This is a genomic window from Mechercharimyces sp. CAU 1602, from assembly GCF_024753565.1.
Taxonomy (GTDB): Bacteria; Bacillota; Bacilli; order Thermoactinomycetales; family JANTPT01; genus Mechercharimyces.
Map to the genome: position 1 here is coordinate 1,201,814 of NZ_JANTPT010000001.1, position 16,925 is coordinate 1,218,738.

Annotated in this window: 15 protein-coding genes; 2 read left to right on the forward strand and 13 right to left on the reverse strand. The window is 45.0% G+C overall.

The genetic code is table 11. The features are described 5' to 3' along the window. The first annotated feature begins 90 nt into the window (after positions 1 to 90). On the forward strand, positions 91 to 549 hold the full coding sequence (locus NXZ84_RS06360; protein WP_258839431.1) for a Dps family protein: 459 nt from the start codon (positions 91 to 93) through the stop codon (positions 547 to 549). A gap of 141 nt (positions 550 to 690) precedes the next feature. Continuing rightward, the gene (locus tag NXZ84_RS06365) at positions 691 to 1,881 is read left to right on the forward strand and encodes a CapA family protein (RefSeq protein ID WP_258840352.1); all 1,191 of its coding nucleotides are present in this window, start codon (positions 691 to 693) and stop codon (positions 1,879 to 1,881) included. Positions 1,882 to 1,932: 51 nt separating this feature from the next. Here the strand turns inward: NXZ84_RS06365 and NXZ84_RS06370 are convergent, their stop codons facing one another. From NXZ84_RS06370 to mutS, 13 genes are all read right to left on the reverse strand, one after another. Beyond that, complete coding sequence (locus tag NXZ84_RS06370) at positions 1,933 to 2,436, reverse strand: hypothetical protein (protein WP_258839432.1); 504 nt, start codon at positions 2,434 to 2,436, stop codon at positions 1,933 to 1,935. Between the two features lie 188 nt (positions 2,437 to 2,624). Beyond that, positions 2,625 to 3,938 carry an ammonium transporter gene (locus NXZ84_RS06375; protein WP_258839433.1) on the reverse strand — a complete coding sequence of 438 codons (1,314 nt, stop codon included), beginning with the start codon at positions 3,936 to 3,938 and terminating at the stop codon, positions 2,625 to 2,627. A 196-nt stretch (positions 3,939 to 4,134) separates the two neighbouring features. Then, complete coding sequence (gene glnA / locus NXZ84_RS06380; protein WP_258839434.1) at positions 4,135 to 5,478, reverse strand: type I glutamate--ammonia ligase; 1,344 nt, start codon at positions 5,476 to 5,478, stop codon at positions 4,135 to 4,137. A gap of 32 nt (positions 5,479 to 5,510) precedes the next feature. Further along, positions 5,511 to 5,921 (reverse strand): MerR family transcriptional regulator, encoded by a 411-nt coding sequence (locus tag NXZ84_RS06385; protein ID WP_258839435.1) that lies wholly within the window; start codon positions 5,919 to 5,921, stop codon positions 5,511 to 5,513. Between the two features lie 95 nt (positions 5,922 to 6,016). Then, positions 6,017 to 6,499 carry a DUF456 domain-containing protein gene (locus NXZ84_RS06390; RefSeq protein WP_258839436.1) on the reverse strand — a complete coding sequence of 161 codons (483 nt, stop codon included), beginning with the start codon at positions 6,497 to 6,499 and terminating at the stop codon, positions 6,017 to 6,019. Between the two features lie 4 nt (positions 6,500 to 6,503). Further along, positions 6,504 to 7,778 (reverse strand): methionine gamma-lyase family protein, encoded by a 1,275-nt coding sequence (locus NXZ84_RS06395; protein ID WP_258839437.1) that lies wholly within the window; start codon positions 7,776 to 7,778, stop codon positions 6,504 to 6,506. A gap of 143 nt (positions 7,779 to 7,921) precedes the next feature. Beyond that, entirely contained in the window at positions 7,922 to 9,169 is a 1,248-nt protein-coding gene (hflX, locus tag NXZ84_RS06400; protein WP_258839438.1) for a GTPase HflX, read from the reverse strand. A gap of 83 nt (positions 9,170 to 9,252) precedes the next feature. Then, complete coding sequence (locus NXZ84_RS06405) at positions 9,253 to 10,191, reverse strand: AAA family ATPase (RefSeq protein ID WP_258839439.1); 939 nt, start codon at positions 10,189 to 10,191, stop codon at positions 9,253 to 9,255. Between the two features lie 98 nt (positions 10,192 to 10,289). Then, a complete protein-coding gene (gene hfq / locus NXZ84_RS06410; RefSeq protein ID WP_258839440.1) occupies positions 10,290 to 10,544 on the reverse strand; it encodes an RNA chaperone Hfq in 255 nt (84 codons plus the stop codon). Positions 10,545 to 10,583: 39 nt separating this feature from the next. Beyond that, complete coding sequence (miaA, locus tag NXZ84_RS06415) at positions 10,584 to 11,519, reverse strand: tRNA (adenosine(37)-N6)-dimethylallyltransferase MiaA (RefSeq protein WP_258839441.1); 936 nt, start codon at positions 11,517 to 11,519, stop codon at positions 10,584 to 10,586. Continuing rightward, on the reverse strand, positions 11,519 to 12,301 hold the full coding sequence (locus NXZ84_RS06420) for a class I SAM-dependent methyltransferase (protein WP_258839442.1): 783 nt from the start codon (positions 12,299 to 12,301) through the stop codon (positions 11,519 to 11,521). The genes miaA and NXZ84_RS06420 overlap by 1 nt, the downstream gene beginning before the upstream one ends. Positions 12,302 to 12,303: 2 nt before the next feature. Further along, a complete protein-coding gene (mutL, locus tag NXZ84_RS06425; protein WP_258839443.1) occupies positions 12,304 to 14,256 on the reverse strand; it encodes a DNA mismatch repair endonuclease MutL in 1,953 nt (650 codons plus the stop codon). Positions 14,257 to 14,274: 18 nt separating this feature from the next. Next, a complete protein-coding gene (gene mutS / locus NXZ84_RS06430) occupies positions 14,275 to 16,890 on the reverse strand; it encodes a DNA mismatch repair protein MutS (RefSeq protein WP_258839444.1) in 2,616 nt (871 codons plus the stop codon). Positions 16,891 to 16,925 lie beyond the last annotated feature (35 nt).

Here is a 16,925-nt window from a genome sequence, read left to right on the forward strand (position 1 = left end):
CCACTAGAAAGAATCACCAGTATGAAAGCTTTTGTTAAAGGAAATGATCACAGATAGACCACCACCCACAAAAAAGTTGAAGGTGATGAAATGATCCAAGATGTAGCAACCAAAACGATTGCAACCGTTTTAAACAAGCAAGTTGCCAACTGGAGCGTTCTGTATGTGAAGTTGCACAACTTCCACTGGTATGTAAAAGGAAAACACTTTTACGAGTTACACACCAAATTTGAAGAATTTTATACTGAAGCTGCTGCCTATGTAGACGAACTGGCAGAGCGCCTACTAGCCATTGGAGGCAAGCCAATCGGCAGTATGAAAGAATACCTGAGTGAAGCTTCCATATCAGAGGCAACAGGGAATGAGAGTACCGAACAAATGGTGAGAAGTATAAATAACGACTTCCGTATGCTTGTCTCTGACCTTCATCAAGGCATTCATATCGCGGAGAGCGAAGACGATCATGCCACAGCAGATATGCTCACACACATTCGTACCAACATTGAAAAGCACAGTTGGATGCTAGAATCATTTTTGGTTAGGGATTAAAACATCAACAGGAGTTGCGAAAAAAGATATTCGCAACTCCTGTTTTCATTTATCTCCCAACTAATCCTTGTTTTCATAGCAGTTTCATTATAAACTTCATTAATACATATATCGTATCTAAATATGGAGGCTAAATGTGTGATGGCTAAAAAGATAAGCAAATCCCTTACTTTACTTCTTATGATCGTTATACTAACCGCTTGTTCCCTGTCCGCAGACACCGAAACACCTGCTGCCAATCTCCCAAAAGAAACAACAACAAAGGTACCTAAAGAACCGCCTCCTCCACGAACGATTACCATTGCTGCAATGGGTGACTTAATGATGCATAGTGATCAAATTCAAGCGGGTAAACAAGCAGACGGCAGCTACCAATACGACTCTTTCTTTACTGAGATTGAACCATACCTAAAAGAAGCCGATCTAGCCATTGCCAACTTTGAAACCACATTAGCTGGGGAAGAGCGCCCCTATAGTGGATACCCACGTTTTCATGCTCCCGATGCCTTTGCAGATGCCGTTTTGCGTGCTGGTTTCGACTTAGTTACCACCGCAAACAACCATTCTATGGACACAGGCGAAAAGGGAGTTATTCGTACCTATACTCAATTGAAAAAAAGTGGCCTTATCCCTGTAGGTACAGCACCTACCGCAGCAGAACAAAAACCGGTCATCGTTGAGAAAAATGGAATTAAATTAGCTTTCCTCGCCTATGCGGAACACACTAATGGACTTCCTGTACCCGCGGAGAAACAATACCTAGTCAACTTAATCGATCCTGTTAAAATGAAAAAAGATATTGAGCTGAGTAAGGAGCTGGGAGCCGAAGCGGTTATAGTCGGGCTTCATTTTGGACCCGAATATCAGCGTTCACCAAGTGAACAACAACAAAAAATTGTGGAACAAGCCTTTAAATTTGGAGCCGATGTGGTCCTAGGTGGGCATCCACACGTCTTACAGCCGATGAAACAGACGGAAGTAGAAGGAGAAGAAAAATTCGTAATCTACTCCATGGGTAACGCTATATCTGGACAAACCATCGATTATACTGATGAAGGAATTTTAGTATATGTGACCCTAACTGAAGACCCCCATACAAAACAGATTTCATTTGAAAAAGCTTCCTATATTCCAACGTACCGTCACAAGTATACTGCAGCGGGAAAGCGTCATTTTAGTATCTTACCCATTACGAGTGCGAACCCCACCTTTGAAGATGTGCCGCAGGTGCCACAAAACAATATCTCGGCCGCTTGGAAAAATACGACCACACTTATGGAAAAACACCAAGCATTCCCTGTGTTTTCACCAACTGCAGAGACACAAAAATAATTCTTGTCAGCATAAACCATCCCCTTTTATTTATTGCACACTTTACCTTCTTCATCTCGTGCACGATTTAGGGCACTGCTTGATCGGCGTTTGCGATAAGATTCGAATTGCCTTAGGGATATCCGAGACATCGAGGTATAGACGATTGTCCTCTCCCAAATATATAGTACTTACCCTCATTTCACACCATAACCCTCCGAAAATAGGACTAAGAATACCAGGCATTCCGGGTGGAAAATCAGAGACTTGCAACACGTTATTCTCCCTACTTTGAATGCCAAAAAATCTCAATACTCCCCGCATCAATATATTTTGCTGTAGTACATTTTCACCTGGTGGACCCACGACAATCAGATTTAGATTTAGTCCCGATGGTAACTTCCGAGTAATAACCGCTGTAACATTAACGCCTACACCTACTAGCGCATCTAAGATACAACTATATGTTTGATCATCGGCAAGAAATGTAAACTGCCTGCGAACCATAAAAGTAAATCCGTCACTCTCGTTAGCCCCATTCTCTATTCTTTCTACCTCTGCTCCTATTCTTGGCACCTTATTCTCTCCTTTCTATCGTTCTATTCTACCAGTATATGTAAAATTATATAGAAATGAGCACGGCAGCTTAATTGATTACAAAAAGCTGGGCAGCTTACACCCAGCTTTTTGTAATCTAACTCATTTCAGCAAGTGCCGAAGCAGCTGATTAGAAATTTCCATATAGAGAAGTGAGACTTTATCTTTTAGCTCGTCTTCTGCATTACCTTTTCATCTGTTAAGGCAGTGGTGGCAGTCTCTTGTAGACCAAAATAGTGGATCTGCTCTCCATAACCATAACTACCATGTTCACTCAAATCTAAGCCATTCCATTCCTCTTCTTCTGACACACGCAACCCAATCGTCTTTTTTAGTCCCCACAAGATAAGAAAACTTGCACTAGCCACGTAGAGCGAGACGACCAGTATCCCCAGAGCTTGAATCCCGAGTTGGCTCCATCCTCCACCATAAAACAGACCAGCTCTTCCGACACCCGTCATCTCTACTAAGCGTGGAGATGCGAAAAATCCAGTAGATAAAGTCCCCCAGATCCCTGCGATCCCGTGTACAGAAAAAGCATAGATAGGATCATCAATCCCTTTTCGTTCAAAGAAATGTGAAGTCCATGCTGTCAAAGACCCTGCAATTGCTCCGATCACAACCGCTGCCCACGGTTCTACAAACGCACATGCTGCTGTAATCGCGACTAATGCCGCCAATACTCCATTAAGAAGCGCGGGTATTTCAAAAGTACCTACAATCAACCTTCCGGCTACAAGAGCAGCAATTGCACCCGCTGCTGCTGCCAATTGAGTGGTTAATGCGACATATCCAAAAAATCCGTCCATAGCTCCTAACGTACTTCCCGCGTTAAAACCAAACCATCCAACCCAAATAATTAATACCCCTAAAACCGTATACACCTGATTGTGACCAGGTAGCATGTTCGACGAGCCATCCTTATTAAATTTTCCTAGCCGAGGACCAAGAAGAAGTGTAGCAATCAATGCAGCTATTCCCCCTTGTAGATGGACGACGGTCGAACCCGCAAAATCTTGCTTACCCAATTCTGAAAGCCACCCTCCGCCCCATATCCAATGGCCAACAACCGGGTAAATAATAATGGTAAATAAAGCTCCAAAGATGAAATATACACTTAATTTAGCACGTTCAGCGAAACCTCCCCACGCTATCGCCAATGATACAGCCACAAATGCCATTTGGAATAAATACATAATTTCGATCGGAAATTCTTGTTCACCGGCAAAGTTGAGAAACCATCCACTGGTGCCAAAAAGCGCATTTCCTTCACCAAATGTGATTGCATACCCGAATGCCCAAAAGCAAAGCGCGGCTATCGCAAAACTGAGCACTTGTTTCCCGGCAATATGCCCTGCGTTTTTCATCCGAGTAGAACCTGCTTCCAAAAGAGCAAAGCCAGCCTGCATAAAAATTACCAATATTGCTGCCAACATAACCCAAACCATATCTACTGCTGCCGCTACACTAGCTACGTCCATTTCTTTACCCCCATTATGTTAACTTTACTAACACAAAATCTTCTTGTCACCAATATTAGCACAGTAACAGCAAAGGGTCAAGAAATAATGTCATGTTTTCTAACATAGAATATACATTCTTCCCTAGTTTAAGTTCTCCACCAATTTATTACTAAAAAAACCCTTAACACCTGCAGGTGTTAAGGGTTTTAAGCTCTTAATAAAGCGATAAATACTGCTCTCGCTCCCAAGGATGTACTTGCGTACGGAACATATCCCATTCAATCTCTTTCGCTTCTACAAAATGCTGGAAGGCATGATCGCCCAGTGCATCACGAATCACTTTACTCTCCTTAAGTGCATCCAGCGCTTCAGCTAGCGTAGAAGGTAAACTTTCGATTCCTGCATCCTTCCGTTCTGATTCATCCATCACATAAATATTGCGATCAGTCTGTTCTGGCAGATCTAACTCGTTTTTAATTCCATCTAGTCCTGCTTTAAGCATAACCGCTAAGGCTAAATACGGATTAGCTGCAGGATCAGGATTACGCAATTCAATCCGTGTGCTCATCCCTCGAGATGCCGGAACCCGCACTAATGGACTTCGGTTCTTCGGTGACCACGCTACATAGCAAGGAGCTTCAAAACCGGGAACCAAACGCTTATATGAGTTAACAACCGGATTGGTAACAGCAGCAAACGCGCGTGCATGTTTTAATATACCCGCTAAATATTGGCGTGCCGTTTTGCTCAAACCAAGCTCATCTTGCTCATCATAAAACGAGTTGACGCTTCCTTTAAATAGAGATTGATGACAATGCATACCTGAACCGTTCACACCATATAGCGGCTTTGGCATAAAAGTAGCGTGCAAACCGTGCTGACGTGCAATGTTTTTAACCATCAGCTTAAACATCTGGATGTTATCAGCCGCTTGCAGAGCATTGGCATACTTAAAATCGATCTCATGCTGACCTGGGGCCACTTCATGATGAGATGCTTCCACTTCAAATCCCATTTTATCTAGTGTTACCACAATTTCACGGCGACAGTTTTCCCCTAAGTCTAAAGGAGCTAAGTCAAAATATCCACCTTTATCATTTAGGCGCATTGTCGGTTCGCCTGCTTCATCCGATTTAAAGAGGAAAAACTCAGGCTCTGGGCCTACATTCATAGCAGTGAAGCCCATATCGCTCGCTTCGGCCAGCGCTCTTTTTAAAATACCGCGCGGATCGCCAGCAAATGGCGTACCATCGGCATTGTAAATATCACAAAGCAGACCTGCTACTTTTCCACCTTCTGAATCAGACGACCACGGGAAGATCATCCAAGTGTTTAAATCAGGGTACAAATACATATCCGATTCTTCAATACGAACAAAACCTTCGATCGAAGAACCATCAAACATCATTTTATTATCAAGGGCTTTCCCCAATTGACTGCGTGGTATCTCTACATTCTTGATGGTTCCTAACAAATCACTAAACATCAAGCGAATGTACTGGACATTTTCTCGTTCTACGGAAGCCAAAATTTCATCTTTTGTAAAGGTACGTGCCATCAATGAATTCCCCTCTCAGATAGTAGGTAAGATTAGTGGAAAAAGCGCGCTAAGTCTCCGCGAGTTAAGTGGTTTCTCTTGCTGGCAGAATCACTGAGTTGTCTTTTCAAGAGCTTATGCAAATCTTCATCTGACATATCTTGTTGCTGTGCTTTCGCATCTACAGAAGATGAAGGCTCCTGCACGATCGCTTCACCCGAGCGACCTTGTCTCAACATCTCCTTGATTCCCGCAATGTTCACTTTCTTCTCCAACAACGAGCGGATCTCTAGCAAGCGATCCACATCATGAAACGAAAACAAACGTTGGTTTCCTTGGGTGCGAGAAGGTTGAATGAGCCCTTGTTGCTCATAATAACGAATTTGCCTCGGAGTAAGCTCGGTCAACTTCGTTATTATGCGCATAGGAAACAAAGGCATACTACGACGGATATCATCGTTCATTCCAACATCCTCCTCTCACTTTCTTCTCTTTCATTATACTCATCTCCCCTTCTATTGTCAATTTAATAACCAAAATGATGTTAGTTTTTTTTACATCATATCCAAATAAGCAAGAAAAACCAACCAATCATCCCAAACATAAGGATCCCTTTCATAAAAACACCGCCTAAGAACCCGACGAGAGTACTTCCACCAACCTTTAACGCCTCCTGCCAAGAACGGCGTTTATAGAGTTCAACCAAAAAAACTGCCACAAATGGACCTACTATCAGCCCTAGTGGCCCTAAAAGGAAAGGAGCAATAATTGCTCCAGCAAGAGCTGACCACATCGCTGTTCGCGATCCACCTGTGGTACGGGCAGCGACCGCACTGGCGGCATAATCAATCACAATGATCAGCACCGTTAAGATACTCGCGATAATCCAAAAACCTATTCCTAATTGTGTCTGATCAATTGCAAAGTGATATACAATAAATGCAACGAGCACAAGCGGACTATCCGGCAACACTGGCAAAAATAAACCTGCAAATGCGAGGACAAATAACACAGCAATAACGAACCACCAGAATATATCCATATTTTTACCCCTTTTTCATTTTTCCTGTTGTCAACATACGATCTAAAGCGATTAATATACCTGCTTTCCCATGTGCATAAGTGAGCCCTCCCTGTAAAAAACCCGTATATGGCGGGCGCAGAGGACCATCGGCCGATAACTCAATACTTGCTCCCTGCACAAATGTACCTGCTGCCATAATCACGTCATCAGGATATCCTGGCATCGGAGCCGGCACCGGTAACAAGTGCGCATCAATAGGCGAAGCTTCTTGTATGCCTTCGCAAAAGGCAATTAGGAGATCACGGTCTTGAAAAGAGATTTGTTGAATAATATCCGTGCGTCCTTCATTCCAACGCGGGGAGGTAGGAAAACCTGCTCGCTCCAGCATCGCAGCAGAGAACACCGCACTTTTTAATGCTTGACCTACCACATGTGGCGCCAGAAACAATCCCTGAAAATAGTCACGCAGGTAACCATAAGTAGCTCCCCCTTCACTGCCAATTCCAGGTGCAACTACTGCCGTAGCAGCCCGCTTAACCCAATGCGCACGTCCAGCGATATAGCCACCCGACTTGGCCATCCCACCCCCAGGATTTTTAATAAGGGAGCCTGCAATCAGATCTGCGCCTACATGAGTCGGCTCTTCTTCTTCCACAAACTCTCCATAACAATTATCAACGAAAATGACTGTTTGAGGGGATGCAGTTCGCACAACGTTTATCATCTCTTTTATTTGTGCAATCGTAAACGAAGGTCGGGCTGCATAGCCTCGTGAGCGTTGAATAGCTACGCACTGCGGCTTCTCTTGACGTACTGCTTCTCTCACCGCTACTACATCCACCTCACCGGAAGCGGTCAATGCGATTTCGCGATAACCAATACCAAAATCAGCTAAAGAGCCTGAGCCATCCTGTTCGTTTCCGATAACCCCTTTCAGCGTATCGTAAGGAGGTCCCGTAATCGACAACAGCTGATCCCCTGGACGTAAGACCGCAAATAACGAAGCCGAGATCGCATGTGTTCCTGATACGATATGAGAACGGACCAACGCTTCCTCTGCTCCAAACAACCGGGCAAAAATACGTTCTAATCGCTCTCTCCCTGCATCATCGTAGCCATAGCCGGTAGAAGGGGCAAGATGATGCTCGCTTACCCCTTCCTCACGAAACGCTTTTAAGGCACGCATCTGGTGAAGCTCTACTCTTTGGTCAATCTCTTTAAACTTCTCATGGATATGGGCTTCCACTTCCTCTGCCCACCCTTTTAACAATTGGTTGTTTTGTAAATACGTATACATCTAATTCGTCCCTTTACGATAAGTATGATGATGTAACAAAGTTGGCATACAAACGGCCTTCTTTCGCTGACATGGACGAAAAGAAGGCCTACAATAGAACTAACCTTAAACTGGAACCAGTGATACAATAACACTCTCCCCGTCTACTGCAATTGAATATGCGATTTCATCTCAGGAGATAAGCGCTCAAATTGCTCCGCTGGTAGCGTAAATGAAATTTCCATTGTGAGCCCCGTTACCTCAGACTCAATAATATCTGCTTGTTGGTATAAAGAAGAGATCCACTCTCCACGCTCAACAGGAAGTTTAGCTAACCCTTTTACCTGCTGTTGATGGAGTATTTCATCGATGCGCTCTGCCAACCGTAACAGATCCATACTTGAAAAAGCGGAAACAGAAATCGATTCCCCTTCAGGAGTCAATACCTCTGAGTGTGTTTGATCCGCTTTATTCAGCACAGTTAACACAGGTACATGAGATGCCCCCAACTCTTCCAACACTTGTGTTACCACCTTCATTTGCGCATCCGCCTCTGCGTGACTTTGATCCACAACATGAAGAAGAAGATCCGCTTCTGTCACTTGTTCTAAGGTGGAACGGAATGCCGCGATCAGGTCATGCGGAAGGTCGCGAATAAATCCAACCGTATCTGTTAACATGATGGTTTCCTTAGAAGGGAGCTCAAAGAAACGAGATGTGGGATCCAGTGTGGCAAATAATTGATTTTCCGCTAAGACGTCAGCATTGGTCAGTTGGTTGAGCAAAGAGGACTTCCCCGCGTTTGTATACCCTACCAATGCTACTTGTAAAATATCCATTTTACGACGTCGACTGCGATGAAGCAGACGATGCCGCTTCACTTTCTCCAGCTGCTCCTTCAACTCACTAATACGTCTGCGTATATGTCGACGATCTACTTCTAACTTCTTCTCACCCGGGCCTCGAGTTCCGATACCGCCACCAGTCCGCGATAAACCTTGGCGAGAACCTACTAATCGAGGCAACATATACTGCATTTGAGCCAATTCAACTTGAATACGCCCTTCATGCGTCTGCGCTCGCATTGCAAAAATATCGAGGATTAATTGTGTTCGATCCACTATTTTACATGGGATTGCCTGCTCCAAATTACGTAATTGCGCAGGAGAAAGCTCTTGCAGAAAAATGACTACGTCCGCCTCATGTTCCTCAACAGCCTCCACGATTTCCGCCACTTTCCCCTTGCCCACCAATGTGACTCGATCCGGTTTCTCACGTATCTGCACCACTTGATGAACAACTTCAGCTTGTGCTGTATCCGCTAAACGCGTTAACTCTTCTAAAGCGGATTCCAATTCAGCTTGTTGGGCACGCGTACTAGTCCCCACCACAATTGCTATTTCGATGGCCACCATCTCCTTCTATAAAAAACCATTACTTACGCTAGAGTATACCACGAATAAATGATTTATTGCGCAAAAGGATTGTAAAAGATCTATTCTACTATATCTTCAGGTAAAATCATCATTAATGTGTCCCTTGAAGGGTCTCGTTCCTGTAATAAGCGAACCGCCTGTTGACGAATCGCTTGCTCTACCAAATTACGGACAGTACGAGCATTACCAAAAGAGAGGCGTCCCCCCTCCTTCCGTCTATATATCATGGTAGCCAGCTTCTCTTTAGCTGCTCGTGCTAGGATATACTCCCGCCTATTCACCATTTCCTCAGCAATCTGCACCAACTCCCCCACCGTAAAGTCAGGAAAATGAAGCTGCAAAGGAAAACGCGAAGGCAGCCCTGGATTGGCATTCATAAACCTCTTCATCTCATCTGAGTACCCTGCCAATATTAAGATAAAGTGATTATGATGATCTTCCATCGCTTTTACAAGCGTGTCGATGGCTTCTTTCCCAAAATCCTGCTCCCCACCCCGAATGAGTGAGTACGCTTCATCGATAAAGAGAATTCCGCCTTGCGCACGTTTCACTTGTTCCCTTGTTTTTTGTGCCGTATGTCCTATATATTCCCCGACTAAATCAGCACGCTCTGCCTCAATCAGATGTCCTTCTGTTAAAACTTCCATCTCTTTCATCATTTCGCTCATCATCCGAGCCACCGTCGTTTTACCCGTCCCTGGATTCCCAGTAAAAACCATATGCAACACCTGCTGTTCTGCTGACAAACCGGCAGCAGCACGGTAACGGTTCACTTCCAACCATGCATATATCTCTTGAATAAACTCCTTTACATGTTGTAATCCTACCAGCTCTTCTAAGCGGTGGATACAACGCTGCAGCGGAAGGTGATGCTCTTCTTTGAGCGCTTCTGATAACGCGAGTGGTTTCTCCTCCACACTTGCCGGAATAGGGGGTAAACTGTGTTCCCACACGACCTGAATGCGGTTAGATGCCCGTGTGATCACTCGTTGGCTCATCTGGTTCACCTCTTACGATTCTAATGGGCTCCTCTATATATACGCAGGAGCCCATTCGTTGGTGAACATATGAAAAAACCAAGTGAAGTCACTTGGTTTTATTTCTCGTTATCGTTATCTTCTTGGTTGCTATTCGCCATCAAATTTACAGGGCGAACAGGCGTAAAGGTTGAAATCGCATGCTTATATACCATTTGTTGTTTGCCTTCACTTTCAATACAGATCGTGAAGTTATCAAATCCACGCACAATCCCTCTAAGTTGGAAGCCATTAACCAAGTATATTGTGACAGGAATTGAATCTTTACGAATCTGGTTCAAAAATGTATCTTGGATATTAATCGTTTGTTTCAACGCTGATTACCTCCTATGTACGTTTGGCACTCGTTTACTCTATTCTCTGTGTGCAAGAAAATCCCCTGCAATCAAAGAGGTAATTTCTTGTTGAAAATCACTTGCTGTGCAATCAAACCAATGGATTTCATCCATTCGACGGAACCAAGAGAGTTGGCGTTTAGCAAACTTACGGGTGCCCCGCTTAATTCGCTCAATCGCCTCATCCAGGGAAATCTCTCCAGCTAAATGCTGCATGATCTCTTTATATCCCAATGCTTGCATCGAAGTCAACTCGCGACCATACCCCTGAGCATACAATGCCCTTACCTCTTGTAATAATCCAGCCGCAATCATATGATCGACACGCTCGTTGATCCGTTTATATAAAAGTTCACGCGGCATCGTCAAACCAAGAAAAAGAATATCGTAAGGCGGTTTCTGCTGCACTTGTTGAGCAGAAAATGGCTTTCCTGTGTTAGCGATCACTTCTAGTGCACGAATGACCCGTCTACGATCGTTAGGATGAAGACGCATCGCTGTCACTTCATCTTGTTCTTGTAACTTTCGCCACAGCGCTTCATTACCTTCTTTCTCCGCAAAATCATTCCATTTAGCGCGCAAAGCCACGTCTTCTTCTATATTAGGTAGACGATAGCCATGAGTGACCGCCTGAATATACAGCCCCGTCCCTCCTACCAGCATAGGAAGGTGGGAGCGGGCATGAATAGCCGCAATCGCCTCATATGCATGCTTTTGAAATTCTTCTACCGAAAAAGATTCATCTGGATTAACCAAATCTAAGAGATGATGGCGCACTTGCTGTTGCTCTTTCTGCGATGCTTTGGCCGTTCCAACATCCATCCCTCGATATACCTGCATGGAATCACCAGAGAGGATCTCTCCATTAAATTTTTCTGCTAAATGTAAACTTAAGTTTGTTTTACCCACCGCTGTCGGCCCAACCAAAACGAGCAACTTTCCCTTCGTCTGCATCACTTCCCCTCCTCAGTCTCAATCACCGCCAGTGCATAGCGCTTCGATTCTTTCACGATAGTAAAGCCTAAGCGCTCAAACTCCGAGCTTCCTGTTCTCTCTTTTAACACCACTTTGCGGCGTGCTACTCGAATAGCTTCTTTCACGGCTCCATCATCAAGGGGTTGAGGGTTAGCGAGTTGCTTTAATGACTGCATAGCGGGTGATTTTTTCACAGTCTGGCGAAACATCGGATCGAAGAGTATGACATCGTACGCGTTATCCTCACATTGGGCGAGGTAGGAAGTGTAGTCAGCACAAATCACCTGTACCCGCTCCATCGCTTCCTTTAACGAATTCCGTTCTGTTCTATATTGCTTTAACCCATGGGCAACAATCGTAGCGATCACAGGCTGGCTCTCTACACCCACCACACGTCCACTGCTACCCACAACATGAGCAGCTACCACTGCGTCCGCCCCCATGCCTAAGGTGCAGTCTAAAACTTCATCTCCTTCTTCGATTCCCGCTACTTGTATCAAGCTATCATTTCCCGTCTGTTTCCATTGCTTTACCCGTAATGCGGCCAAGTTAGGATGAAAGAAAAATGAGTCTCCACTCCGTTCCTGCCACCGTATTTGTTGATTAGCTACGAGCAATGCCTGCTCAGCCTCTTGTAAATCTAACAACTCTACTATACTGTGTCTTTGTCTCTCTATATAAGGGATGCGCAGTCGCTGTGCTAGCTCTTCCGCCAAAGCGATATCCTTCGTCTGTGCCTTCATTGATGTCGTAACGAGCACCCTTACATCACCCGCTTAAACAGCTTTTCCAAATCATAGCTGGAAAAGTGCACAAAAATAGGGCGTCCATGCGGACAAGTATAAGGCGTATGACAATTATATAGTTGGGTAAACAGCGCTTCCATCTCTTCCTGACGCAAACGACGATTCGCTTTGATCGCTGCTTTGCACGCCATCATTTTGGCGCCCTCATCACGCAACCATTCCACCCGAACCTCGCCTTTTTGCTCCAGCCAGCCCATCATTTCACGAATAAGTTCTTCCTCGCTTCCCTGCGGAAACCAGCGTGGATGTGATCGCACTAGATAGGTGGTTCCCCCGAATGACTCCGGCTCAACCCCCACTTTATGCAGCTGCTCACGATAACGCTCGATCACTTGAGCCTCTGAAGCAGTACATTCCAAGGTAAGAGGAACGAGTAGGGACTGGTGTTCAAATGATCCTTCCGCCATTTTTTGCATAAAGCGCTCATAGTAAATCCGTTCATGTGCTGCATGCTGATCCACTAAATAAAATCCATCATCTGATTCAGCCACGATATAGGTTCCATGTACTTGAGCAAGTGGACGAAACGCTGGTAGCGTTTGAGACGAACTCTCGTAAGAATAGGTCTTGTTCTCCTCCTTGAGCTTAGGCCCCTCTTCTAAGATAGACGGCGACGTTAGCTTCGTCGAGTCTATCTTAGAAGGTTGGCTCTCTGACGGACTTCTCCCATCAGGAAGCATGCCATCCGTATGCTCTTGGCCCTCCTCTGTACCCTGTTGTGCCAGTCGATAAAGCCGATCACTTGGAAAAACAACCTGTTCACGTATCTTTCCTGGAAGAGGTGATGATGGCTCTTTCTCTTGCTTTGACATCTCCGACCACAATCGTTGTTGCTGTGGCTTTTCATCCTGGCGCTGCCGCAAAGTTACTTGTGAGCCATCCCCACTCTTGGCGCGCTTCATATCCACAGCGGGAATCAACTGCTCTTGGTGCCAGCGCTTCTTTAATGTCTGTTCAATCAGCGAAAATAACGAGTCTTCCTTACTTAGACGCACTTCTAACTTTGCTGGGTGCACATTTACATCCATCAACTTAGGATCCATCGTAATCGCCAACACGACGATGGGAAAACGCCCAATGGGGAGCAAGGTATCAAAGGCACGCGTTACAGCCTTAGCTAACTTCATACTGCGTACATAGCGACCGTTGATAATCGTGGAAATATAGGTGCGATTGGCACGTGTTACTTCTGGACGCGCCGCCCATCCCTCTATGTGATAATCTACATCCTCCCCTTGAAAAGAGACCATTTTACTCGCCACTTGCTTTCCATATAAGGACATAATAGCATGCAGGCGCTTACCATCACCTGTCGTATGAAACAACTGCTTTCCATTATGGCGCAATAAAAAACCCACTTCTGGATGTGCCAATGCGAGCCTTCCCACATAATCGGCTACATGACTAATTTCAGTGTTGACCGTTTTAAGGTATTTCAAACGAGCTGGTGTATTGAAGAACAGATCTTCCACCTTTACCTCTGTCCCTTGAGGGTGTGCTGTATCTGTCAGCGAAATCACTTTACCCCCTTCTATTCTCATCTGGGTAGGCGCGTTCTCTGAACCATCATGTGTTTTCACTGTAACGCGGGCGACAGAAGCAATGCTAGGTAGTGCTTCTCCACGAAACCCGAGTGTCCGGATAGAATAAAGGTCTCGATCTCTCCGGATCTTACTGGTAGCATGGCGACTAAATGCACGTTCCACATCGCTTCGTTCCATACCCTCTCCATTATCTGAGACTCGGATAGAGCGGATGCCCCCCTCTTCGATTTCAATCTGAATACGAGTTGCCTTTGCATCCAACCCGTTCTCAACCAATTCTTTTACCACCGAGGCAGGTCGCTCCACTACCTCGCCTGCCGCAATCTGATTGGCTAAATGCTCATCCATGATATGGATTTTAGCCATCCATCATCGCCTCCACCTCTACTCTTTCTTCACTAAACGTTGCTGTAACTCATGCAAAAATTGTACTGTCGCGAGTGGGGCTTCTGTCATCACATTCCAAGAAGTCAACTCTTCTAAGACAGATGCTTCAACTGGACACTTTTCACTCACCGACGTCAACTCCACCGTATTTTCCTGTAATTGAAAAAGGTCTAGTTGTAGACTGGCCGCACTTTCTTTTTCATTATCATTTTCCAACTGGTCTAATATCACCTGAGCGCGTTGAATTACCTGCTCCGGCAATCCTGCCAATTCTGCTACTTGAATTCCATAACTACGATCACTGCGCCCAGGTGCTACCTGATGCAAAAAGACGACCTGACCTTCCTTTTCCACACAGCGAACATGCACATTAACTACGCCCGCTAACTCTTGTTCTAAGTGCGTTAATTCGTGATAATGAGTAGAAAACAACGTTTTGGCTCCAACACGATCGTGAATATATTCAACAATAGCATGTGCCAACGCCATGCCATCAAAAGTGGAGGTGCCACGACCTACCTCATCCAACAGAATCAAACTGCGTGGTGTTGCTTGTCGTAATGCTCCGCAAGTCTCTGCCATCTCCACCATAAATGTACTTTGTCCACCAGCAAGATCATCGGCTGCCCCGATCCGAGTAAAGATTCGATCCAACACAGGTAATTGTGCCGATGTAGCTGGAACAAAACACCCGATTTGACCCATAATCGCAATCAAGGCTACCTGACGCATATAAGTGCTCTTACCCGCCATATTCGGACCTGTGATCAAAAGCAGCTGATTATGGTCATCCATCATAAGATCATTGGGGACAAAAACCTCTCCCCCCACTGCTGCTTCCACCACTGGATGGCGGCCTTCTTTAATATAAAATTGACCGTCGATCGACAATGTCGGCCTTACATAATGATGACGACTAGCAATAACAGCAAACGAGTGCAACACGTCTAATTGTGCGATCCGTTCTGCCACTTGTTGCAGCTTAGCAATATGGTGAGCAATCTGTTCCCGTACCTGCACAAATCGCTCATACTCCAATTCTGTAGATCGATCCTGTGCATCCAAGATCAGTTGTTCTCTTTCTTTTAACTCTGGTGTAATATAACGCTCAGCATTAGAGAGCGTTTGTTTCCGTTGATATCGCTCTTGCGGAACTAAATGTAAGTTAGACTTTGTCACTTCAATAAAATAACCAAATACTTTGTTATAGCGAACCTTTAATGATTTAATCCCAGTCAATTCGCGCTCTTGTTGCTCGAATCGGGCCAGCCACCCCTTCCCATCAGCTTGAATATCCCGAAGCCGATCCAATTCATCATCAAAACCAACACGGATGATCCCTCCATCTTTAACGGAAATGGGAGCCTCCTCTTCAATCGCTTCTGCAATAAGGCTACTCACTTCAGTACATGGATCTAGTTCAGCTTCCAGTTGAGCGAGCAACCCACTATTCACGCGTAATAATAAAGCTTTTATCTGCGGCACTTGTTCCAAAGAGCGACGTAATGACAACAACTCTCGCGCATTGATGGAGCCATAAGCAAGCCGAGAACTAAGGCGTTCCAAATCATATACTTTTTTTAATACTTCCCGCACTTCTTCTAAAAGTAAACGCTCCGCTATCAAAGCCTCAACAGCGTCTAAACGTGCTGAAATCTCATTCGCATCGATTAATGGCTTGTCCAACCACTTTTTTAACATGCGACTTCCCATCGAGGTGCCCGTATGGTCGAGTAGATCAAGAAGCGATCCTTTCCGTTTACCTGTACGCAACGTTTGCGTCAGTTCAAGGTTGCGACGAGCAGCTTCATCTAACACCATATGTTCTTCTGTGTAATATCGATGAAGACGGCGCAGATGAGTAAGAGACCTCTTTTGCGTCTGTCCTAAGTAATGAAGCAACACTCCACATCCACGTTTAATCGCATCAGGGAGATTATCAATAGATTCGTGAGGAAATTGTTGCTCTAACGCTTGTTCCACTTTTTCTTCCGTAAGGTAAGTCGTCGCCTCTAATACTGTAATTAATGAGGATAGCCGCTGCTTCATCTGCGTGAGAAACTCCTGCTGATCAGCTAACTTGGGATCAACAATCACCTCACGCGGTCGGTAGCTTGCCGCTTCATCTAACCAGCGTTGCTGATCGTCAGCAAATTCTGTAGCATAACATTCGCCTGTCGACAGATCTGTAGCCACTAATGACCATTGCTTTTGATCACCAGCCAATACTATCAAAAAATTATTCTCTTTCTCTGCGAGCATCTGATCTTCAATCACCGTACCGGGTGTGACAATCCGTACCACCTCACGCCGCACTACCCCTTTGGCTGTTGCAGGATCCTCAACTTGCTCACATATTGCTACTTTATACCCTTTTTCAATTAGACGCTGTACATATGCACCACTCGAGTGGTGTGGCACTCCGCACATCGGGATGCGCTCCCCGCCACCCCCATCGCGACTGGTTAATGTGATCTCTAATTCTGTTGCACAACGCGTAGCATCTTCAAAAAACATTTCATAAAAATCACCTAAACGAAAAAATAAAAAGGCATCGGGGACCTCTGCCTTAATCGATAGATACTGTTGTATCATCGGAGTATATGTGGTCACTACGTTATACCTCCGAAACTCTATTTTTCTTTACT

What these genes read in the sequence shown, in the direction of transcription:
- NXZ84_RS06360 (WP_258839431.1), top strand. Translation starts at nt 91, where the DNA reads ATGATCCAAGATGTAGCAACCAAAACGATTGCAACCGTTTTAAACAAG.
- NXZ84_RS06365 (WP_258840352.1), top strand. Translation starts at nt 691, where the DNA reads ATGGCTAAAAAGATAAGCAAATCCCTTACTTTACTTCTTATGATCGTT.
- NXZ84_RS06375 (WP_258839433.1), bottom strand. Translation starts at nt 3,938, where the DNA reads ATGGACGTAGCTAGTGTAGCGGCAGCAGTAGATATGGTTTGGGTTATG.
- glnA (WP_258839434.1), bottom strand. Translation starts at nt 5,478, where the DNA reads ATGGCACGTACCTTTACAAAAGATGAAATTTTGGCTTCCGTAGAACGA.
- NXZ84_RS06385 (WP_258839435.1), bottom strand. Translation starts at nt 5,921, where the DNA reads ATGAACGATGATATCCGTCGTAGTATGCCTTTGTTTCCTATGCGCATA.
- NXZ84_RS06390 (WP_258839436.1), bottom strand. Translation starts at nt 6,499, where the DNA reads ATGGATATATTCTGGTGGTTCGTTATTGCTGTGTTATTTGTCCTCGCA.
- NXZ84_RS06395 (WP_258839437.1), bottom strand. Translation starts at nt 7,778, where the DNA reads ATGTATACGTATTTACAAAACAACCAATTGTTAAAAGGGTGGGCAGAG.
- NXZ84_RS06405 (WP_258839439.1), bottom strand. Translation starts at nt 10,191, where the DNA reads ATGAGCCAACGAGTGATCACACGGGCATCTAACCGCATTCAGGTCGTG.
- miaA (WP_258839441.1), bottom strand. Translation starts at nt 11,519, where the DNA reads ATGCAGACGAAGGGAAAGTTGCTCGTTTTGGTTGGGCCGACAGCGGTG.
- mutL (WP_258839443.1), bottom strand. Translation starts at nt 14,256, where the DNA reads ATGGCTAAAATCCATATCATGGATGAGCATTTAGCCAATCAGATTGCG.